Source organism: Paraprevotella clara YIT 11840 (assembly GCF_000233955.1).
In the GTDB taxonomy this organism is placed as follows: Bacteria; Bacteroidota; Bacteroidia; order Bacteroidales; family Bacteroidaceae; genus Paraprevotella; species Paraprevotella clara.
On record NZ_JH376642.1, the window covers coordinates 114,136 to 137,240 of the forward strand.

Annotated in this window: 15 protein-coding genes; 10 read left to right on the forward strand and 5 right to left on the reverse strand. The window is 50.6% G+C overall.

Annotation, left to right across the window (positions count from 1 at the left end):
- Window positions 1-49 precede the first annotated feature (49 nt).
- Window positions 50-2,377, forward strand: a complete 2,328-nt coding sequence (locus tag HMPREF9441_RS15755; protein WP_008622856.1) for a transglycosylase domain-containing protein — start codon at window positions 50-52, stop codon at window positions 2,375-2,377.
- A 698-nt stretch (window positions 2,378-3,075) separates the two neighbouring features.
- Here HMPREF9441_RS15755 and HMPREF9441_RS15765 read toward each other — a convergent pair.
- From HMPREF9441_RS15765 to HMPREF9441_RS15775, 3 genes are read right to left on the reverse strand one after another with little or no spacing between them, the layout of a single operon-like run.
- Window positions 3,076-3,612 (reverse strand): GNAT family N-acetyltransferase, encoded by a 537-nt coding sequence (locus HMPREF9441_RS15765; protein WP_008622861.1) that lies wholly within the window; start codon window positions 3,610-3,612, stop codon window positions 3,076-3,078.
- Window positions 3,609-4,313, reverse strand: coding sequence for an SIMPL domain-containing protein (locus HMPREF9441_RS15770; protein WP_407946635.1), 705 nt, complete (start codon window positions 4,311-4,313; stop codon window positions 3,609-3,611). The genes HMPREF9441_RS15765 and HMPREF9441_RS15770 overlap by 4 nt, the downstream gene beginning before the upstream one ends.
- Before the next feature lie 48 nt (window positions 4,314-4,361).
- Window positions 4,362-4,736 carry a 2-amino-4-hydroxy-6-hydroxymethyldihydropteridine diphosphokinase gene (locus tag HMPREF9441_RS15775; RefSeq protein ID WP_008622863.1) on the reverse strand — a complete coding sequence of 125 codons (375 nt, stop codon included), beginning with the start codon at window positions 4,734-4,736 and terminating at the stop codon, window positions 4,362-4,364.
- A 93-nt stretch (window positions 4,737-4,829) separates the two neighbouring features.
- On the opposite strand from HMPREF9441_RS15775, the gene kdsB reads away from it, so the two are divergent.
- Genes kdsB through HMPREF9441_RS15805 form a run of 6 tightly spaced genes read left to right on the forward strand, consistent with a single transcriptional unit; the run spans window position 4,830 to window position 11,346 of the window.
- The gene (gene kdsB / locus HMPREF9441_RS15780) at window positions 4,830-5,588 is read left to right on the forward strand and encodes a 3-deoxy-manno-octulosonate cytidylyltransferase (protein ID WP_008622866.1); all 759 of its coding nucleotides are present in this window, start codon (window positions 4,830-4,832) and stop codon (window positions 5,586-5,588) included.
- A 27-nt stretch (window positions 5,589-5,615) separates the two neighbouring features.
- The gene (locus HMPREF9441_RS15785; RefSeq protein ID WP_008622867.1) at window positions 5,616-6,731 is read left to right on the forward strand and encodes an MORN repeat-containing protein; all 1,116 of its coding nucleotides are present in this window, start codon (window positions 5,616-5,618) and stop codon (window positions 6,729-6,731) included.
- 11 nt (window positions 6,732-6,742) lie between these two features.
- Window positions 6,743-7,549: an inositol monophosphatase family protein gene (locus HMPREF9441_RS15790; RefSeq protein ID WP_008622869.1), complete on the forward strand. Its 807-nt coding sequence runs from the start codon at window positions 6,743-6,745 to the stop codon at window positions 7,547-7,549.
- 55 nt (window positions 7,550-7,604) lie between these two features.
- The gene (locus HMPREF9441_RS15795) at window positions 7,605-8,066 is read left to right on the forward strand and encodes a YhcH/YjgK/YiaL family protein (RefSeq protein WP_008622870.1); all 462 of its coding nucleotides are present in this window, start codon (window positions 7,605-7,607) and stop codon (window positions 8,064-8,066) included.
- A gap of 27 nt (window positions 8,067-8,093) precedes the next feature.
- Window positions 8,094-10,157: an alpha amylase C-terminal domain-containing protein gene (locus tag HMPREF9441_RS15800; RefSeq protein ID WP_008622871.1), complete on the forward strand. Its 2,064-nt coding sequence runs from the start codon at window positions 8,094-8,096 to the stop codon at window positions 10,155-10,157.
- A gap of 34 nt (window positions 10,158-10,191) precedes the next feature.
- On the forward strand, window positions 10,192-11,346 hold the full coding sequence (locus tag HMPREF9441_RS15805; RefSeq protein ID WP_008622872.1) for a DUF6057 family protein: 1,155 nt from the start codon (window positions 10,192-10,194) through the stop codon (window positions 11,344-11,346).
- Window positions 11,347-11,354: 8 nt separating this feature from the next.
- Here HMPREF9441_RS15805 and HMPREF9441_RS15810 read toward each other — a convergent pair whose 3' ends face one another.
- Complete coding sequence (locus HMPREF9441_RS15810) at window positions 11,355-11,672, reverse strand: nitrous oxide-stimulated promoter family protein (protein WP_008622873.1); 318 nt, start codon at window positions 11,670-11,672, stop codon at window positions 11,355-11,357.
- A gap of 21 nt (window positions 11,673-11,693) precedes the next feature.
- Window positions 11,694-13,025 (reverse strand): nucleobase:cation symporter-2 family protein, encoded by a 1,332-nt coding sequence (locus tag HMPREF9441_RS15815; protein ID WP_008622874.1) that lies wholly within the window; start codon window positions 13,023-13,025, stop codon window positions 11,694-11,696.
- A 281-nt stretch (window positions 13,026-13,306) separates the two neighbouring features.
- Here HMPREF9441_RS15815 and HMPREF9441_RS15820 point away from each other — a divergent pair, with 281 nt between their 5' ends.
- Genes HMPREF9441_RS15820 through HMPREF9441_RS15830 form a run of 3 tightly spaced genes read left to right on the forward strand, consistent with a single transcriptional unit; the run spans window position 13,307 to window position 23,097 of the window.
- A complete protein-coding gene (locus HMPREF9441_RS15820) occupies window positions 13,307-16,549 on the forward strand; it encodes a hypothetical protein (protein ID WP_008622876.1) in 3,243 nt (1,080 codons plus the stop codon).
- Window positions 16,550-16,568: 19 nt separating this feature from the next.
- Window positions 16,569-19,934, forward strand: coding sequence for a family 43 glycosylhydrolase (locus tag HMPREF9441_RS15825; RefSeq protein WP_008622877.1), 3,366 nt, complete (start codon window positions 16,569-16,571; stop codon window positions 19,932-19,934).
- A gap of 43 nt (window positions 19,935-19,977) precedes the next feature.
- Complete coding sequence (locus HMPREF9441_RS15830; protein WP_008622878.1) at window positions 19,978-23,097, forward strand: glycoside hydrolase family 2 TIM barrel-domain containing protein; 3,120 nt, start codon at window positions 19,978-19,980, stop codon at window positions 23,095-23,097.
- Window positions 23,098-23,105 lie beyond the last annotated feature (8 nt).

The following is a 23,105-nucleotide window of genomic DNA, read 5'->3' on the forward strand; positions in this document are numbered from 1 at the left end:
ATTTGTAATTTTGCATTTTACCACTTTGATAAATGAAAGAAAAAGATTTATGAGGAAGAAGTTTGTAATCACTTTGTGGGTGATTTTGTTTCTTTGCATCAGTGCTGTTTCCCTGGCTTTCTACGCCATCTGGCACGGATGGATTGGATACATGCCGAACTTATATCAATTAGAAAATCCCGTCAATAAATACGCGTCACAGGCCGTTTCGGCCGACGGTAAACTTTTGGGAACCTGGTCGTACAGCCGGGCCAACCGTATTTTCGTGGGCTTCGACGACCTTTCCCCCTGGTTGGTCAAGGCATTGGTGGCTACGGAGGACGAGCGGTTTTATGACCATTCGGGCATCGACTACCGCGCTCTGGCGCGGGCCGTAGTGAAACGCGGCTTACTCGGACAGAGCAATGCCGGGGGAGGAAGTACCATTACCCAGCAACTGGCCAAGCAACTTTATAGCGACGTGGCACAGAGTACGATGGAGCGCGCCTTGCAGAAACCCATAGAGTGGGTGATTGCAGTCAAGCTGGAACGATACTATACCAAAGAGGAAATCATCACTATGTACCTCAATTACTTCGATTTCCTGCATAATGCCGTGGGCATCAAGACGGCATCCCGCACATACTTCAACAAAGAACCGCAGAACCTCTCGGTTTGCGAAGCGGCGACGCTTATAGGAATGTGTAAAAACCCGTCTTATTTCAATCCGGTGCGGAAACCGGAGCGTTGCCGTGAGCGGCGCAACGTGGTACTGGACCAGATGGTCAAAGCCGGATATTTGAGCAAAGCAGACGCCGAGTTGCACAAGCTGGAGCCCATCGGGCTGCGTTTCCACCGCGTGGACCACAAGGAAGGACTGGCCACTTACCTGCGCGAGCGGCTGCGCACGATGCTGATGGCCAAAGAACCCAACCGAAGCGATTATGCTTCATGGCAAGACCAAAAATATTATGAAGATTCGTTGGCATGGGAAACCGATCCCTTATACGGATGGTGCAACAAGAACCGGAAAAAGGATGGTACACCTTATAACCTATATACGGACGGACTGAAAATCTACACCACCATCGACTCACGCATGCAACAATATGCGGAAGAAAGCGTGGAAGAGCATGTAGCCGGTTACCTGCAACCCATCTTCGACAAAGAAAAGCGTCACCAGACGACACGCCCGTTCTCCAACCAACTTTCTACGAAAGAAGTGGAAAAAATCATGCGCCGTTCGATGGAACAGAGCGAACGTTACATCAAGATGAAAAAAGGCGGCGCGACGGAGGAGGACATCCAAAAGGCATTCAATACGCCACAAAAAATGACCGTATTTTCTTACCACGGAGAAGTGGATACCATTATGACGCCGATGGACTCTATCCGCTATTACAAAAGTTTCCTGCGTGCAGGATTCATGTGTATGGATACCCGCACGGGATATGTGAAAGCCTACGTGGGCGGACCAGATTACCGCTATTTCCAATACGACATGGCCGGAGTGGGCCGCCGTCAGGTCGGGTCTACTATCAAGCCCTTCCTCTATACGCTGGCCATGGAGAACGGCATGTCGCCCTGCGACCTTGCGCCGAACGTACAACAGACGTATATCGTGGCCGGCAAGCCTTGGACACCCCGCAACGGCAGCCGCTCCCGATACGGAGAAATGGTTACGCTGAAATGGGGACTGGCCCAGTCCAACAACTGGATTTCGGCCTACCTGATGAGTCGTCTCAGCCCGTCGGCTTTGGTGAGGCTGATTCACGAGTTCGGCGTGCTCAACCGTGACATCCATCCTTCCATGTCGCTGTGCCTCGGTCCCTGTGAAATCTCCGTGGCCGAGATGGTCAGTTCATACACGGCCTTTGCCAACCGCGGCATTCGTACGGCTCCCCTTTTCGTGTCGCGGATAGAAGACAACGAAGGGAATGTAGTAGGGGAGTTCCAGCCCCGCATGACGGAAGTCATCAGCGAGGAAAGCGCTTATAAGATGATTATCATGCTGCAAGGCGTCATGAACGGAGGTACGGGCGGCCGCATGCGCTTCCGTTACAACGTGAATGCCGACATGGGAGGAAAAACGGGAACCACCAACCGGAACTCCGACGGTTGGTTCGTATGTTTCACGCCGTCGCTTTCCGCCGGTTGCTGGGTGGGCGGCGAAGACCGCGACATCCATTTCAACAGCATGACCTACGGACAGGGAGCCTCTTCGGCTTTACCCGTCTGCGCCTATTTCTTCCAAAAGGTATATAAGGACAAAGACCTGGGATATTCCCCCGACGAGAAGTTTAAAATTCCCGAAGGATTCGACCCTTGTCAAGACACGATCCTGACGGAAGAGGCTCCGGTAGAGGAATACGGCGGCATCGACGAAGTTTTCGAATAAGCCATGTCTTGCAAACAAAATGTCGCCAAAACCCTTAAAAAAGATACAGAAGGTCATTTTTGAGAATAGAAATCATGAGAACAACCCCGAAAGGGAAGCACGAAAAAAGGCTTCCTTTTTGGGGTTGTCCTGTGAAGAAGCACGGGTTGAAGAGGTGACAAGCGGAGTTTTTTCGGATTTTTTGTAGAAAGCATGAAATCGTTCGACTGAGAACGGAAAATCATTCGGCTGAAAGCGATTTTTCATTTGGCGCAGACGTGAAAACGCACGTCCGAAAATCAAAGCCGAGGGTCGCTTCACAGCCTTTTTTACCGGCTTTTTCTGCGCATGGCAAAATTATTTGCCCTTGTCCGGCCGACAAGGACACCGCAACATCCTGTACCTGAAAAGTCCCATCCGACTTACGCGGAACGGCGCACCATGCGGCAGGACACACTGCCGGACCCACCCAAATGACAGGCACGACCACATTTTTTCTTTCTTTTTGAATCAGGCAAAACTCGCGAGAATCGCTTAAAATCTTCGGAGGCTTGCCCTGCCCCCATACACGCGATTCTCACGGGAGCGGATTTGACATTCTGACAGTATGACAAAATGAATGATAGGATAAGACAAAAGAACAAAAGGACATCATTTTCTTACATGCGCAGCCTTTTGTCCTTTTGTTCTTATGTCAATTCCTACCCGGACAGTCCCCGTCACTCCATAAACGTTTCCGGATAGCATACCACGCCCCGTATGTCCCGCAAGCCTCCGACCACTAACTCGACAGCCATGCAACATTCCGAGGGGACTTCAAAAAGAAATGCTATCCCATAGTCCGAAGCTTTCCTATATCCGAAACGAGGATAAAACCCTTCGTGCCCCAACACGACGGCCGACTTGTAGCCTAATCGGGCGGCCCGTGCATGCAGCTCCCGAATCAGGGCGCTGCCTATGCCCATGGATTGCCTGTCCGGCCGTACGGCTACGGGAGCCAGCGCCAAGGATTCCGCATCCACTTTTCCCGAACGAATCGACACACGGGTCATCAGGCCGTAGCCGACCACGCCGCCGTCCCCGTCGGCCACCAAAGAAAGTTCCGGAACAAATGCGGGGGAATGCCGAAGTCGCTCCACCAGAAACTGTTCGCGATGGTCGCTCTCTTTCATGTCCCGGAAGGCTTCTTCCACCAACTTAAAAACTTGCGGATAGTCTTTCTCCGTCTCTTGCCTGATTTCGTAGTCCGCTTTCATTGGTCTAAAATTTCAAAACGAACCGACATGGAATAATGGTTCTTAATCGTACGAAAACCATCGAAAGAAGCCGCGTCGGAAGAACTTACGTTGCTTTGTGCCGTGAGCACAGGAGAAAAGCCGTTGTTTCCGTTCTCGATGATGCGCTCCACACCTCCAAGTTTCTGGCCCAATGCCTCCACCAGATAAGCGGCTTTCTCCCGGGCGGCCATCAAGGTGGCTATTTTTCCTTTTTGATGGTAAAGCTGCATGTCTTTGTTTTTCAACTCACCGATACGCATCGTATGGATGCCTTTAGTGTCCACATGCCGGACAATACGGTCGATTTGCTTGAAGTCGGTCAGCGTGAGGTCAAACCGCTTAGAGACGAGGAACTCCCGTCCGCTCTCGCGCCAATAGTCGCCGATTTCCTGTATGCGCACGGCATCATTCGGGACACCGGCTTCCCGGAGTGCCTCCCGCAGCCCTTCCTCTATCTGGGCCAAGGGTACCTTCGTACGGTAATCTTCCTCCTTGGATTTGCCGTCGAATTCTTCGGCAAAGTATTCCTTGATTTCGATGATGTAATGTATCTCGTCCGGTACGATTTCCACCTCGGAAGTACCGGTCACTTCAATGTAACGCCCTTCGTCCGTGGCGGCCTGCGCCGTGCCCCATGCCCATCCGGCAAGGAACAGCATGAATAAAAGTCTTGTTCTCATACGTTTTTTTGTTTTTATGATTTGAAATATGTGTCGGCATTCCGTCCTTCAGGAAGAGGCCAGTTCCGCCACCCCCTCGCGGACATCGCCCCGCTGCCAGTCCTGCGGTTTGAGGACTTCTCCGTCGTAACACAGCAGGTCAATGTCTATTTTCACGATGCCTCGCGCCTTATCGTCCGGTGTGCGTCCGTGGTCACGTTCTATCTTTTTCAGGCATTCGCGGACTTGCGATGCCGTGAGCGGAGTAGTAAAGCAAGCCACCTGATTGTAAAACATGCGGGGCGAATCGAAGCCCACAGGGGCGGTCCGCACCAGACGGCTGAACACGATGCCGGGAAACGACCTGCGCAGATCGGACTGCGCAGCCAAAAGCTGTGCCGCCGTGCGTTCATTGCTGCCCAATCCTATGAAACACTTCTTCATCCGTTCTTTTTATTCACAAAAATAAGGAGTTTTACCCTCCCTTACAAAATCTTTTTGTATTTTTGTATGGCATACTTTATTAATAGCTAAAAAATGAATTACATAGGGATTATTCCGGCACGATATGCTTCCACAAGATTTCCGGGCAAGCCTTTGGCCATGTTGGGCGGCAAGCCTGTCATCCAACGGGTGTACGAGCAAGTGTCCGGCGTGATGGACGACGTGCTCGTGGCCACCGATGACGAACGGATTCTCAAGACGGTAGAAGGATTCGGCGGCAAGGCCGTCATGACCCGCGCGGACCACAAGAGCGGCACGGACCGCTGCTATGAGGCTTACGTATTGCAGGGCAAACCATACGACGTGGTCGTCAACATCCAGGGCGACGAACCTTTCATCCAACCGCAGCAGTTGGAGGCCGTAAAGGCTTGTTTTGAAGATCCGCAAACGGAAATCGCCACTTTGGTGAAACCTTTCACGCCGGCCGACGGTTGGCCTGCCTTGGAAAATGTCAACTCTCCCAAAGTGGTGGTCAACCGCCGGATGCAGGCTCTTTATTTCAGCCGTTCCATCATTCCTTACCAACGCAACAAGGACAAAGCGGAGTGGTTGAAGGGGCATGTGTACTACAAGCATATCGGCTTGTATGCCTACAAGGCCGACGTGTTGAAAGAACTCACCTCCCTGCCGCAATCGCCGTTGGAACTGGCCGAATCGTTGGAACAATTACGGTGGTTGGAAAACGGCTATACCATCAAGGTGGGCATCAGCGAAATAGAAACCATCGGCATCGACACACCGGCCGACCTCGAAGCGGCCGAAGCTTTCCTGAAGAACAGGACCAAACGATAACACATTCTAAATACAGACAATACGGCAATGGGATTGAAACACAAACTCTTCGGCATAGTTTTGTTATGGCCTGTCCTGCAAGGCTACGCCCAAGAAATCAAAATAGGGAATTATACTTTTAAAGACGGTGCGGAATACCAAGGGGAGCTGTTCAAAGGCAAACCTTACGGCAAGGGCATCACCCACTTCAAAAACGGAGACTCTTATGAAGGCGAATACGTGAAAGGCAAACGCCAAGGATACGGCGTGTATAAATTCCCTGACGGAGAAAAATACGAAGGCGAATGGTTTCAAGACCAGCAACACGGGCATGGCATATATTATTTCATGAACAACAACAAATACGAAGGCCTGTGGTTCCGCGACTTCCAACAAGGACAAGGCACCATGTACTATTACAACGGCGACGTGTATAACGGCAACTGGGAAGCCGACAAGCGGGAAGGTTACGGGGAATATAAATACGCCAACGGGGCATTCTACCGGGGAGAATGGAGCAACGACCAAAAAAACGGTAAAGGCATCTTCGACTGGAACGACGGTTCATGGTACGACGGCATGTGGAAAGACAACCAACGCAACGGTAAAGGTACGTTCAACTATGCCGACGGGGACAAATATACCGGAGAATGGGTGGACGACGTGCAGCACGGAAAAGGGGTGTACAAATTCCACAACGGCGACCAATATGAAGGCGGTTACGTGCAAGGCGAACGCACGGGAGAAGGTATTTTCACTTTTGCCAACGGCAACAAGTACGTCGGCCAGTTCAAGAACGGATTCCAAGACGGTAAAGGTACGTTCACATGGCACAACGGCGCGTCGTACACCGGCATGTGGAAAGCCAACAAACGCGACGGACAGGGAAAATATGTATGGAGCAACGGCGATACCTATGAAGGAAGCTGGAAAGACGGACAAATGGACGGGGAAGGCATCTTGCGTATGACAGACGGATCGAAATTCAAAGGAATGTTCAAGAACGGAGAGAAGAATGGCCCCGGCATCATGGAGGACGAAAATGGAATGCGCTTCGAGGGGAACTTCAAGGACAATGAGAAGGATGGTCCTTTCGTGATGAAAGACAAAAACGGAAATATCGTCCAAAAAGGAGAATACAGCCACGGAGTGATAGTAAAATAGGAGGAACATAAATGGACTTGGATTTTCTGACTGAGGAAGTCAAGAAACTGGCCAGACAGACCGGTGAGTTTTTAAAAAAGGAACGGCTTTCTTTCGACCGTAGCCGTGTGGAGCAGAAAGCGGCGCATGACTATGTGTCGTACGTGGACAAAGCATCTGAAAAACGTATCGTGGAGAGGTTGCATGAATTGCTCCCCGAAGCCGGTTTTATTGCCGAAGAAGGGTCCGGTTCGCTGGAAGAACAGGAATACTGTTGGGTGGTAGACCCCTTGGACGGGACGAGCAATTATATTCACGACTGCACGCCGTATTGCGTAAGCATTGCCCTGCGCAACCGCGAGGAAATACTGTTGGGTGTAGTGTACGAATGCGGCCGTGAGGAACTTTTTTGGGCCCACAAAAACAGTAGGGCTTACTTGAACGGTAAGGAGATATGCGTCAGCGACCAGAGCGTGCTCGACCAATCTTTTATCATGCCGGAACTTCCCTACAAGGCGGAACGCTATAGTCCTTTTATCTTGCCGCTGATGCGTGATTTGTATGGACACGTAAGCGGCATACGCATGCTGGGTTCCGCTGCGGCAGAATTATGCTATGTGGCGGCGGGACGTTTTGAAATCTTTATCGAAGCCTTCTTAGGTCCATGGGATATTGCGGCAGGATACATCATCCTGAAACAGGCCGGCGGACGAATGACCGACTTTAGCGGAAACTCAAACGGTCCTGATGCCAAAGAAGTATTGGCTTCGAACGGAAAAGTGCATGAAGAGCTCTTGAAAGTGCTCCAAAGGCATAAAAATTTACTGAAACATGAGTGAGATATCCGGACAAACGTCTATATTTGCACCGATAGAACGATAAAACTCTGACATTATGATTATCGACGACATAACACATCTGAAAGATTATATCCGTTTTCTCCCGATGTTGAAGACGGTTGTCGGCTTTCTGGACAGCCATGACTTGCAAGCTTTGCCGGAAGGACGCTTTGAATGGGATGCCGACGGATGTTTCGTAAATTTGCAGACCATCCCGCCCAAGGCTCCGACTCAAGCCGTTCTCGAATCACACAAGAAAATGATAGACATACAAATACCTCTTACGGGCGATGAAACCATGGGATATTCCCCCTTAAAAGAATTGAAGCCTACGTCATACGATGAAACCAAAGACATTTCATTCTATAAAGAGTGCTCCGGAAATTTCGTCACCGTAAAGAAAGGCATGTTTGCCATCTTTTTCCCGCAAGACGCACATGCGCCGGGCGTAACACAGACAGCTTTGAAGAAAGCCGTCTTTAAAATTCCGGTATCGGATGATTGGAATCAACAATAAAAATAACACCTTAATTCTATTCTTATTATGGCAAAATCAACGGTAAAGTCAACTCCAAAGACTTTGGATATTATTAAAAACGACCCTTGGCTGAAAGATTATGAAGCCGCTATCGTGGGTCGCCACCGGCATGCGGAAGACAAAATCGCCGAACTCACACAAAATGGAAAATGCTCTTTGTCGGATTTCGCTTCGGGATACTTATATTTCGGCCTGCACCGCACGGCTACGGGATGGGTGTTCCGCGAATGGGCGCCCCATGCCACCGAAATCTATTTGATAGGCGATTTCAATGACTGGAAGGAATCGCCGAAATACCAGTTGAAAAGGATAAAGGACACCGGGAACTGGGAAATCAAATTGCGCGGCAACGCCCTCAAACACGGCGACCTCTACAAGTTGAAAATACATTGGAAAGGCGGATGCGGCGAACGTATTCCGGCATGGTGCCGCCGCGTGGTACAGGACGAACAGACCAAAATCTTCAGTGCGCAAGTCTGGGCGCCCGAACAGCCTTACGTGTGGAAAAAGAAGACTTTCCGCCCTAATACGGCTCCCTTGCTGATTTATGAATGCCACATCGGTATGGCGCAGGATGCAGAGAAAGTCGGGTCTTACAATGAGTTCCGTGAAAACGTGTTGCCCCGCATCGCTGCCGATGGGTACAACTGCATACAAATCATGGCCATACAGGAACATCCTTACTACGGAAGTTTCGGCTATCATGTATCGAGTTTCTTTGCAGCTTCCAGCCGTTTCGGTACGCCGGAGGAACTGAAACGACTCATCGACGAGGCACATAAAATGGGCATCGCCGTGATTATGGACATCGTGCACTCCCACGCCGTGAAGAACGAAGTGGAAGGCTTGGGCAACTTTGCTGGTGACCCCTGCCAGTATTTCTATTCGGGCGGACGGCGCGAACACCCGGCGTGGGACAGTTTGTGCTTCGATTACGGCAAGAACGAAGTCATACACTTCCTGTTGTCCAACTGCAAATTCTGGTTGGACGAGTACCATTTCGACGGTTTCCGTTTCGACGGTGTCACGTCTATGCTCTATTACAGCCACGGGTTGGGCGAGGCGTTCTGCAACTATGGGGATTATTTCAACGGGCATGAGGACGACAATGCCATCTGTTACCTGACGTTGGCCAACGCATTGATTCACGAAGTCAACCCCAAAGCCATTACCATAGCCGAGGAAGTGAGCGGCATGCCGGGATTGGCAGCCCCGTTCAAAAGCGGCGGATACGGTTTCGACTACCGCATGGCCATGAACATTCCCGACTATTGGATAAAGACCATTAAAGAAAAGAAGGACGAGGACTGGAAACCCAGCAGCATGTTCTGGGAAGTGACGAACCGACGGGCTGACGAGAAGACCATATCTTATTGTGAAAGCCACGACCAGGCTTTGGTGGGCGACAAGACTATCATTTTCCGCTTGATAGATGCCGACATGTATTGGCACTTCAAAAAAGGAGATGAGAACTACGCCGTAGAACGCGGCATAGCCTTGCATAAAATGATTCGTCTGCTTACGGCTTCCACCATCAACGGCGGTTATCTGAATTTCATGGGTAATGAGTTCGGTCATCCGGAATGGATTGATTTTCCGCGTGAGGGCAACGGGTGGAGTCACAAGTATGCCCGGAGACAGTGGAATCTTGTAGATAATAAAGAGTTGTGCTATCATTACTTAGGTGACTTCGACAAGGCGATGTTGGATATTATCGGCAAGGAGAAAAATATCCAAAAATCTCCCGTGACGGAAATCTGGCATAACGATGGCGACCAGGTATTGGCCTATAGCCGTAATAACCTCATATTTGTCTTTAACTTCAACTATGCCCGTTCGTATACGGATTACGGCTTCATGGTGCCTCAAGGAGCTTACGACGTGATTCTGAACACTGACGCGCCGGCATTCGGCGGACACGGATTGAATGATGACAGCCTCCGCCACTTGACCAACTTCGACCCGCTTTTGGCCCGCGATGGAAAGGGATGGCTCAAACTCTATCTTCCGGCACGTTCCGCCATGGTACTCCGTAGGGCGCAAGAAGATAAAAAGACGGAAAATAAATAAGAGTAAAAACAAATAAACTGAAACTGGATTCCGGATGTACAAACCGACATATAAGAAAAGAACCGCACGCATGATTTCATGGGTATGCGGTTCTCTTTTCACCTTGTTCTCCCTGCTTTACCTGTTTGTGATGCAGGCTGATTTATTGGCTACCGCACAACATTTGTTGTCGAAAGGGCAGACCGTCTATTCTCCGCTGTGGGGAACGGTCATCATTACCTTTCTGCTACTGTTATTGCAGGGAGTTTTTCGGCGGATAATGGTATATCCGTTGCGTTTCCATGCACTCTATTATTTCCCGTCGTGCGTCGTGTTGGGATTGCTTACGTCCATTGTTCCTCAAACAGGGTGGAATGTACAATTGTCTACCAATTGGATATGGCTCACGGTCTGTATTTTTTTGTATATCCTTGTGACATGGATGGCTCTGCATTTCCCGGACCGTAAAAACGGAAAACAGAATGCTTTTTCCTTCCTATGGGTGAATTTCCTATGGCTTGCGTTGCAGTTCTGCATGGTAAACAGCATAGCCAATACGAAAGATGTATACCACTACCGGCTCAAAGCCGAGAGATACCTCGTCGAAGGGCAGGACTCGTTGGCGTTGCAAGTAGGAGCCCAATCATTGCAGACAGACCGGAGCCTGACTGCCATGAGAGTGTTTGCACTAAGCCGTGAGAATCTTTTAGGCGAGAAGCTTTTCGATTTTCCTCAATATAACGGTAGCCAAGACCTGTTGCCCAGTTTGTCTGATACAACCTACGCTCATGATTGGACGAAGGCCTTATACAAACATTTAGGGGGAAAGCCGGGGAAAAATATGAAAGACAACACCCGGTTTCTCGAACTTCTGTCCCAACGGCCTTCGGCCACTGCTGCTGCAAAAGATTACTTGCTTTGCGCCTATCTGTTGGATAAGAACCTTGATGCTTTTGTCACCGTACTGCCACGTTGCCATGAAGTGAACGACAACCTCCCGTTACATTACAAAGAGGCTCTCATTCTATATAACCGTTTGCATACCACTCCGGCCATTACGTACAAAAACAGCGTAATAGAAACAAACTTGAACGACTTCCTCCACTACGGTATGCAATATACTCATGCGACGGAACGCTCGAACCAATGCCGACGCATGTACGGAAATACGTATTGGTGGTATTATTACTATCAAAAACCTTCTGAATAATCGTAGCTTTATCCCCTATATTCCCGCCATAAATGCCGCAAAGCAATCAGGGGATGATACCATAACATACGCGGACCTGCATATCGCATCACTTTCCGGATGCGTCGCTTCATGTCCGGACGGTAGCAATGTATGGTGCAAAGACGGCACGTACGCTTATCTTTCTGGAAGGGACACCGTGATAGACGTACACGGGAATAATCCAACATTTCACGGCACTCCGGACATAAAGTCCTGTGGCCTTCCTTGTAGCGACAGTAGAGACGAATCATCAATTCCACCGTACGCTGTTCTTCCTCTATCCGGTTGTTTTTACCCTTGCCCAAATCCGTTCTATTCCTTTCTACCTATTCTTTAATACGAATCAAGGCATTGGCCAAAATAGCTGTGACACCACCGGTCGTGATACCGGACGAGAATATGTTTCTCACCGTTTCCGGCAGTTGCGAAAGAATCTCGGGCACCAATTCCACACTTAATCCCAAAGAAAAACTCAACGCCATCACCAACGTGGCCTTGCGGTCGATGGTCTGAGCTGCAATAATACGGATTCCGGCGGAAGCCACTGTGCCGAACATCAATAACGTGGCACCGCCCAATACAGGTTCGGGCATCAAAGAGAACACCAGACCCACGGCCGGGAAAAGTCCCAGCAAAATAAGGAATCCTGCGATATAATATCCCACGTAACGGCTCGCCACTCCAGTCAACTGTATCATCCCGTTGTTTTGGGCAAAGACTGAGTTCGGGAAGGAATTGAACACTCCGGCCAACATAGAATTGAACCCATCGGCCAAAATTCCTCCGGAAGCCCGTTTCACAAACGTCTTTCCCTCTACCGGCTCTCCCGAGATGAGTGAATTGGCCGTGATGTCGCCGTAGGCTTCAATCGCCGTAATCAAATACACCAGTCCCAAAGCGATAAAAGCCGACCAGTCAAAAGACAAGCCGTATTTAAAAGGAACAGGTATATTGAACCCTCCATAACTCTGCACCGAAGAAAAGTCCACCAAACCCATACACCAAGCCACCGCGTAACCGATGACCAGTCCGATGACAATCGAACTCATACGCAGGTAACGGTTCGAACTTCTGTTGAAGAAAATAATCAGCAACAAAACCAAAGCCGCCAAGCCGACATGTTCAAAGCTACCGAAAGTCCCGTTGCTTTTGGCCACCGCACCGCCTCCGCAGGCCGTAATCCCCACTTTGATAAGACTCATGCCTATCAGCGTCACGACAATACCGGAAACCAACGGCGTAATGATTTTACGGGTATATTTCAATAAGCGGCTAATTAACATTTCTACCGTAGAGGCCGCCATACAAGCCCCGAAAATAACGGGAAGGCCTCCGGTCAACCCCGCAGAGATGATAGGACCGATGAAAGAAAAGCTCGTGCCCTGTATGCACAGCAATCCCGTACCGAGACCTCCGATTCGCCTACATTGTATAAACGTAGACACGCCGGAAGCAAACAATGCCATGGAAACCAAGAAACTGGTCGTCTCGATATCCAACTTCAAAGCCCCGGCGATGATGAGCGGCGGGGTGATGATAGCCACGAAAATGGCCAATAAATGCTGTAGGGCAGCAAATAAAGTTTCGCGCAAAGGCGGTCGGTCGTTCAACCCGTATATCAACTCTGCTTTTAATTCGGACTTGTTTGATGCTTCCATTGGTTTCTTCTTGTGTACGTTTGATTGGTATGTAGAAAAACACCCTACCTTAATAATTTGGGCGCAAAGGTACGAAAAAAACAGTAAAGGAAGCAGGTATGTTTCGCTTTCTCCTGACAATTAAAGAGGCATTTCGAGCCAAATGTTAAAAATCGAGGGCAAATTAGGTATTTTCGCTCCGTCGTTCGTCCTATATATAAAACGTGATTGGAATCGGTGTTACGGCCAACAGGTTCAGCCGTAACAGTCCGAAAAAAGATTGAACCTTACTTTTTACTATTATGGGAAAAAACGACTTTTTTAAGGATTTGCCGCGCAGAGGGGCCAAGCATCTGTTGGCCACAATGGCGTGGACTGCTTTTTGCACGGGAACTGTGTATGCACAAGAATGGATTGATGTGACAGACACTTACATCACCAATGCAGACTTCTCCACCGGTACGACGGACGGGTGGGACGCCGGGACTGCGCTTCCCGGCGTGAATGCCACATGGTTGAATGCAGAGTTCTTCCAGTCTTATAATTCTGCCTCGCAAAACGTATTAGGGTTGAAAGCCGGTCATTACAAACTTACGGTACAAGGGTTCCACCGTGCAGGCGGAAATGATAATGGAGCGGCCTACAACGCCGGCACGGAAGTTATCAATGCTTACCTGTTTGCAGGAAAGGATTCGGTGAAGCTAAAGTCCTTGTACAGCGAACCTGCAGATGCCAGTGTAGCCAACCAGTTGAACGGATGGCCCGACGGTATGGAAGGACTGAACGCTTGGCTGACCAAATACCCCGAAAGCTATCTGAACGAGGTGACATTCACCGTACAACAAGACGGAAGCGACATGCTGATGGGGATTGCATCCAATACCAATGCGGGTAAAACATGGTCTTGTTGGGACAACTTCAAACTGTATTTCGAGGGAAGCGCGTTTGATGCCTTCTCCGTCAAAATCTCAAAATTGGAAACGTTGCGCGATTCATTGGAAACTTTGGGTATAGCGTCCGCCTCCGAGTTGAGCACCCTCGTCGAACAGTACGGCAGCTACAATGAAAACACTCCGGAGAAGGAAATCGCCGCCGCATCCGTTGTCCTCGAAGAAAACACAGCCATAGCTTTAGGGCTTTGTACGAAGGGGGCTGAGTTGACAGCAAGCATGGCCAAAGCAACCGAGCTGTTGGCGCAAATGGAAGATGGAACATATAATGTGACAGATGCCGTAAAGCAAGAACTGCAAGACGCTATCGGAACTGCGGAAGAGGTTCTGAAACTGTCCACAATGAAAGAAGTCACTGAAGCAATTGGCGACGGCATTACGGCCATGAACACGGCAACATCCAATGCCGTGGCTTACATCAGCCTAAGCTATTCATTACAGAAAGCCAAAGCATTGGCCGACCGTATCGGCGGTTTGGCAGAAACCGAAGCTTACAAGAAAGTAGCTGAATTGTTGGCCTCCACGGAATTGGTTTACGACGATGTGGCTTTGGCCGCACAGGCTCTCAATGCAGAATGCCGTACAGCCATGACGCCGGAGTTCCTTTCTACGGCATCCGATGACAATCCGATAGAACTTACCAGTTTCATTGTCAATCCGAACGTATTCCAAACCGTATCGGAAATGGCTCCTCCTTCCGGTTGGGATTGCGACAAAGGGGCTGCGGACGGTACGTGGTACACGTCTACCGAAGGTACAGGTAATTCAGATCTTTACTGCAACAGTTGGACCGGTTCCCGTCTGAACCCCTCACGCTATGGCCAAACTATAGGAAACGACGAAGAAGGAGCGGTGAAGTTACCGGACGGACTGTACATATTGAAAGCAGCCACTTATACAAACGCCGGAGCGACCAACGTACTCTTGTACGCCTCGACAGACAGCGTGGATTTCGCCTTTGCGGAAAGCAACGAAGATTGGGACACCTATGTAGAAGCACGCGACGCTCTGGCTACAACGACGGAAACAGAGAACTTCGAAGTGCGCGACGGTAAACTTCACATCGGTATGGTTTGCGTAGGCACGACAGGTGGAAACGGTAAAAGTTGGTATGCCGACAACTTCCGCCTTTATTACATCAAGAGCGATGTAATCTCTGCTTACCGCGACCGTCTGCAAGCCCGACTGGATGAAGCGGCCCTGCTGCATGAAAAGATGGTGGAAGCCGGTATCGACGACAGCGACGAACTCGGTTTTGCCTTGGATCCGGAAGACGGTTATCCCGACTTCATCGAATCCGGAACACAAGAAGAGTTACAATTAGCCATCGAGGATATGGACCGCATGTTGGAAGAAGGCAACACGATTATTACAAATTATGAAACCCTCACGCCTCTCTTAAGCAACGGTACCGTTTTGGACAGTCAATTAAATGAAGGTCTGGTTGTAGCCCAACCTAAGGTTACGGCCGATTTCTCCATGGCATTGGAGGACGCTGCGGCTTACGCGGAAAAGATGACATGGGGAAATTACTTGGACGAAAGGATCGTTGAGAAGACAACTGTATTGAATGATGCGACCGAAGCCTTGAAAGCTTCCATCGCGCTCTGCTTCCCGTTGGGTAAAGCCAAAACCTTGGCCGACCAAATCGGCGGATTGACCGAAAGCGAAGCGTATAAAAACGTGGTGGCACTTTTGAAAAGCGATGAGATTGACCAAATCGATGCCGACGAATTCACGGAACTGTTGAAGATGGAATGTGTGGAAGCCATGACACAGGACGTGAAAGAAAGCGCCAAAGAAAACCCGTTGGACATGACGAGTTTCATTGTCAATCCGAATATCTATCAAAATGCAGTGGACGACAATAATACGCCAATCAACACCGTAGCCAACGGTTGGGAGTGCCAAACGACGGCTGACAGTCAGGAACGTACCAAAGCGACGAGCGGCGACACTTGGTTGTATTGTTGGAGCTGGTCCGGAAAAGAAAGCAACAACATCGCTTCTTCTACCGATTACCATCAAGTTTTGGGCAACTATGGGGCACAAGAAAGCAAGGTCGCTTTGCCCGATGGAGCTTACCGTTTGGAGGCTGCCACTTGGTGTACGAAGACTCCGGAACTGTTGCAGTTGTATGCCTTGACGCGCAATGTGTCTACCGAGATTGTACCCGACATCAACCAAAACGACAGCACGGTTTACGTATTCAGCGACAGCGTATACGCGGAAGCTGCTTTCAATGCCGATACCGACACATGGGACATCGCTCAAAACACGTTGTCTACCACCACGGTCATACCGGAAATTTATGTGGAAAACGGAAGCCTGGTCATCGGTATCAAGGGAAGCGGCGTCATTACCGGGAACGGACAATATTGGTTTGCCGATAATTTCCGCCTTTATTACGTAGGTCCGAACAAAGGCGACAATATCTCGGCTCCCGCCATGGATAACAATGACCTGATGAAAGAAGTGGATGTATATGACTTGTCCGGCCGGATGGTACGCAGACAAGTAAGGAAGTCCGAGGCTCTGCGCGGTCTGCATAAGGGCATCTACATCATGGACGGAAAAAAATACGTAGTGAAATAGAATAATCAACGATGAATTTATGAAAAAGTATGTTTCTCTTGTCTTGTTCTCCTTACTGAGTTGGGCCGTCTGTGCAAAAGACTTTCCGAAAGTCATCCTTGCCGGAGACTATCCCGACCCCACCATCCTGCGCGATGGGAAGGATTACTACATGACGCATTCTCCTTTTTATTATGCGCCGGGCTTCCTCATCTGGCATTCCCAGGACTTGGAACATTGGGAACCGGTATGCCGTGCCATGGCGCAATGGGAAGGCTCGGCCATGGCACCGGATTTGGTGAAGTATAATAATAGGTATTACATCTATTATCCGGCTGCCGGGACGAACTGGGTAATATGGGCGGACAACATCCGCGGGCCGTGGAGCGCACCGAAAGATTTGAAGGTGGACGGCATCGACCCCGGGCATGTGGCCGATTCGGATGGAAAACGTTACTTGTATCTCTCCGAAGGCAAAGTTGTGCAGCTCTCCGACGACGGATTGTCTACGGTGGGCGAGGTGAGAAAGGTCTACGACGGTTGGCCCTATCCCCGGAACTGGCGGACGGAAGGCATGTATTTGGAATCTCCGAAACTGAACTACCACAACGGCTACTATTACCTCACGTCGGCCGAAGGCGGAACTGCCGGACCGGGCACCAGTCACATGGTCGTGACGGCACGCTCGAAAAGCGTACTCGGTCCGTGGGAGAACTCTCCGTTCAACCCGTTGGTGCACACTTACAGTGAAAGGGAAAGCTGGTGGTCCAAAGGGCACGGCACACTGATAGACGATGTAAACGGAAACTGGTGGGTGGTGTACCACGCATACGCCAAAGGTTACCATACTTTGGGGCGTCAAACCCTTATCGAACCGATCGAGTGGACACCGGACGGATGGTGTCGTGCCAAGTCCACAGGCACGTTTCCCAAGGCAGAGGTTCCCATCCGTCACGGCCTGGAGCTTTCCGACGACTTCCAGGGGACGGAACTGGGGCTGCAATGGACGTTCTGGAAAGAATATGCCCCGAAAGCCGTGACCCTCGAAAACCGGACATTGCGGCTGAAGGCTAAAGGCAAGACTCCGGCAGACGCCCGTTTGTTGCTGGCTACCGCAGAAGACAAGAACTACGAAACCCAAGTTGAAGTCACGGTCGGGAAAAACAATACAGCCGGACTCCTGCTTTATTATAGCGAAAAAGCATACGCCGGACTGGTGTCGGACGGCAAGACATTCACCGTCTACCGGCACGCCGGACAAAAGACAGAAATACCCAACACGTTAGGCACACAGTTCACGGTACGGATAAAGAACCAAGGCAACCACGTCTCCATATCGGTTGGAAAGGACGGAAAGGAATGGACCACACTGGCCGAAGGCATAGATGTGTCCGGCATGCACCACAACGCCTATAAAGGTTTCTATGCCTTACGTATAGGGTTGGTTTCCATGGGGAAAGGTGAAGCCGCTTTCCGCCAGTTCCGTTATAAAAACGCCGTTCCGCAGGAGAAAGACCTGAGTGCCTACCTGATGGTGTTCCACAAGGACGAAACGCACGGCCTTTACATGGCATTGAGCCGCGACGGATACACGTTCACGGCTCTGAACGACGGGGAACCCGTTTTGGCCGGCGACACGATTGCTTACCAAAGAGGGATACGCGACCCCTATATCTACCGTGGACCGGACGGCGCATTCTATTTGGCCATGACCGACCTCCATGTCTTTGCCCGCCGCGACGGCTACCGCGAAACGGAGTGGGAGCGCGACCGCAACATGTACGGTTGGGGAAACAATAAGGGGCTTGTGCTGATGAAGTCGTGGGACTTGGTAAACTGGAAACGCGCCAACATCCGTTTCGACCAACTGACGGCCGGATTGAGTGAAATAGGCTGCGCATGGGCACCCGAAATTGCCTACGACGAACGGGTGGGCAAACTGATGATTTACTACACCATGCGCTTCCGCAACGAACGTAACAAACTGTATTACGTGTACGTAAACGATGATTTCGACCGTATCGAGAGCCTGCCCCAACTGCTCTACGAATACCCGGACGAAACGGTTTCGGCCATCGACGGCGACATCACCAAGGTAGGAGATAAGTACCATCTTTTCTACGTGGCTCACGACGGACAGCCGGGTATCAAGCAGGCTGTTTCCGACCGTATCAGCGGAGACTACGAATACGATCCGCGTTGGTACGACTTTGAACCGAAATCTTGCGAGGCTCCCACGGTATGGAAACGCCTCGGAGAGGACAAATGGGTGCTGATGTACGATGTATATAGCATCACGCCGCACAATTTCGCCTTTACCGAAACATCGGACTTCATCACGTTTAAAAACTTGGGACGTTTCAACGAAGGAGTGATGAAATCCACGAATTTCAATGCTCCCAAGCATGGAGCCGTGGTGCATCTGACAGCCGAGGAGGCCGACAAGCTTGAAGCTTACTGGCTCAAGAACAAACGGAAATACGTTTCCACGGCATCCATACAGAAAAATCCCCTGTTCCCCGGTTATTATGCCGACCCGGAAATACTGTATTCCGAGCAAACGCAAAAATACTACGTTTATCCCACGACGGACGGTATACCGGGATGGGGCGGCACGAGCTTCAAGGCTTTCTCGTCCGCCGACTTGAAAACGTGGAAAGAAGAGCGTGTCGTGTTGGATTTGAGACAGGTTTCATGGGCGAAAAAGAACGCATGGGCACCTTGTATCATCGAGAAAAAACAAACAGACGGCAGTTACAAGTATTATTTTTACTACACGGCAGAGAAGCAAGTGGGCGTGGCGGTAGCCGACCATCCGCTCGGCCCGTTCAAGGACAGCGGCCAACCGCTGATAGGGAAGGGACTTCCGGGCGGAATGAAACGCGGACAGAATATCGACCCAGACGTTTTCACCGACCCCGTGAGCGGCAAGACTTATTTGTACTGGGGCAACTATTACATGGCCGTGTGTGAACTGAACGACGACATGGTATCCATCAAACCGAACACCACGAAGATACTCATCGACAACGACCGGCATTACAGTGAAGCGCCTTACGTCTTTTACCGCGACGGATACTATTATTTCACATGGTCTAAAAACGACACGCGGAGCGCGGACTACGAAGTCCGTTACGTGCGCTCCAAGTCCCCCGTCGGCCCGATCGACCCGTCGGAAAGCCGGGTGGTAGTCTGCAAAAAGCCCGACCAAGGCATTTATGCCACAGGCCACCAATCCTTCCTGCAAGTGCCCGGCACGGACGAATGGTACATCGTCTACCACCGCTTCAAGTTCCCCGACGGCATCACGATGGGGCGTGAAGCGGGTTATCACCGCGAAGTCTGCATGGACCGCGTGTTTTTCAATGAAGACGGCACAATAAAACAAGTCGTTCCAAGTCTATAATAAAGAACATATCATATACATTTATAAACAAAATCGACATACGATGAAACGAATATTATTGGGTATATTAGGCGTATGCGCATGCCATGCCTACGCACAAACATTCAAGGAGTGGCAAGACCCTGAGATCAATGCCGTCAACCGTGCCCCCATGCACACCGACTTTTTTGCCTATGAAAGTACGGAACTGGCGGCAAAAGGAATGAAAGAACTGTCCGGAAACTTCATGAGCCTGAACGGGAACTGGAAATTCAACTGGGTGGAACATGCGGATGCACGTCCGGAAGGCTTCTGGAAGACGGATTTCAACGACAAAGGTTGGGTGGATTTCCCGGTTCCGGGCGTGTGGGAACTGAACGGTTATGATGTCCCGGTATACGCAGGAGTGGATTTCGGATGGAAAGGCTACGAAGGACGCACGTTCAAGAAGCCGCCCTATGTCCCGACGGAAAACAACCACGTAGGTTCCTACCGCCGTGAAGTGGTGATTCCTTCAGACTGGAAAGGGAAAGACATCATCGCCCATTTCGGTGCCGTGTCTTCCAACATGTACCTATGGGTCAACGGAAAGTTTGTGGGCTACAGCGAGGACAGCAAAATGGAGGCGGAGTTCGACCTGACCCCTTACCTGAAACCGGGGCAAAAGAACCTGATAGCCTTCCAAGTGTTCCGTTGGTGCGACGGCAGCTACTTGGAGGACCAGGATTTCTTCCGTTACAGCGGCGTATCACGCGACTGCTACCTCTACGTGCGCCACGCCAAGCGGATAGAAGACCTTCGGGTCACTCCCGACTTGGACGACCGGTATCAGGACGGGACACTGGAAGTCCGTATGGATGTAAAGGGCAAGGCCCGCATTACACTCGAATTACTCGATGCACGCGGGGAAACCGTCTGCATGAAAGAAGTCCGCGAAACGGGAACCCCATCCGTCGTCATGCCGGTGAAGAACCCGCATAAATGGACGGCAGAGACACCCTACCTCTACACCCTCAGGGCTACACTGAAAGACGGAAACGCCATCCGCGAAGTCATACCCGTAAAAGTGGGATTCCGGAAAATCGAAATCAAGGACAGCCAACTTTTGGTAAATGGGCAGCCCGTGCTCATCAAAGGAGTAAACCGTCATGAGATGGATCCCGACGGAGGCTCGTATGTCACCCGCGAGAGGATGCTCCAAGACATACAACTCATGAAGAAATTCAATGTCAATGCCGTGCGCACCTGCCACTATCCGGACGATCCGTATTGGTATGAACTGTGCGACCGTTACGGCCTTTACATCGTAGCCGAAGCCAATCTCGAAAGCCACGGCATGGGTTTCAAGGAAAAGTCGTTGGCCAAAGACCCGGCTTACAAGAAAGCGCATCTGGAACGCAACCAACGCAACGTGCAGTGCAACTTCAACCATCCGAGCATCATCTTGTGGTCGATGGGCAACGAGTGTGGCGACGGTTCGAACTTCGAGGCCTGTTACGACTGGATCAAACAGGAAGACCCCAGCCGCTTCGTCCACTTTGAACAAGCTTACGACACCGGTTCCAATACCGATGTCTACTGTCCGATGTATCCCACTTACTCCCGTTGCATCAAGTATTGCGAGGACGACAACAAACAGAAACCCTTCATCATGTGCGAATATGCCCATGCCATGGGGAACGCTTTGGGCGACTTCAACATCTATTGGGACTTAATCCGGAAATATCCCAAGTTCCAAGGCGGTTTCATCTGGGACTGGGTGGACCAGTCGCCGAGATGGACCGGCCGCAACGGGGAAATGATATACGGTTACGACGGGGACTTCGACGATTATAAGACCAAGGACGACAATTACATGGTCAACGGCTTGTTCGGTCCCGACCGTGTACCGAACCCGCACAGCTACGAAGTGAGATACTTCTACCAGAACATCTGGACCACGCCCGGAGATTTGTCGAAAGGCGAAATCAAGATATACAATGAGAATTTCTTCCGCGACCTTTCAGCATACGTCATGGAGTGGGAAACACTGAAAGACGGAAAAGTCATGCGCAGCGGAACGGTGGAACGGATAGATTGCCAACCGCAACAAACCGCCACGATGACCTTGGACTGGGGCGGAACTGATGGGGAAGGCGAATGGTTGCTCAACGTGAGATACCTGCAACGGGAAAGAGAAGGCATTATTCCGGCGCGTCACGTGGTGGCCAAGGCACAAATCGAACTCCGGCCCTATCAGGCACCAGACATGGTTTTGAAGAACGAAAGCGTGCGTTACATTCCGGATGTCGTCCCGCAAGTCAACGACCGTAATCTGGCCCATCTGATTATCACGGGAGAGAACTTCCGGGTACGTTTCAACAAGATGACCGGATACATGGAACGCTATGCCGTGAACCGGACGGAGTTCATCCGGAAAGGCGGTGCGCTGACACCGAACTTCTGGCGCGCCCCGACCGACAATGATTACGGTGCCAAACTGCAACACAAATATGCGGCTTGGAAAAATCCCGACCTGCGTCTCACGTCGTTAAAACACGAAACGAAAGAAGGACAGGTCGTCGTGTCGGCGGAATACGACATGAGGAGCGTGTCGGCCAAGCTTTACCTGACCTATACCATCAACAACCGGGGAGCCGTAAAGGTCAACCAAAAGATGGTGGCCGACAAGGGAAAAAAGGCATCCGACATGTTCCGCTTCGGCATGCAACTGGTCATGCCCAAGGATTTTGAATACGTTTCTTACTACGGACGCGGGCCGGTGGAGAATTACAGCAACCGCAACCACAGCACAGACCTCGGCATTTATCACCAGACCGTAGACGAACAGTTCTATCCCTACATCCGTCCGCAAGAGACGGGCACGAAAACAGACATCCGTTGGTGGAAAGTCCTCGACGTGAAAGGCACGGGGTTGCAGTTCGTGGCCGATGCCCCGTTCTCGGCTTCCTCCCTGCACTACACCATCGAATCGTTGGACGAAGGACCGGTGAAGAAGCAGGGACATTCGCAGGAAGTGGAAAAGGCAGACCTGACCAACGTTCTGATAGACAAGGCACAGATGGGGCTGGCTTGTATCGACAGTTGGGGTGCCATGCCCGAACCGGAATTCCGCCTGCCGTATGAAGATTATGAGTTCACCTTCATCATGACCCCTGTTTCTCACAATTACCCATTATATTGACCGAAGAC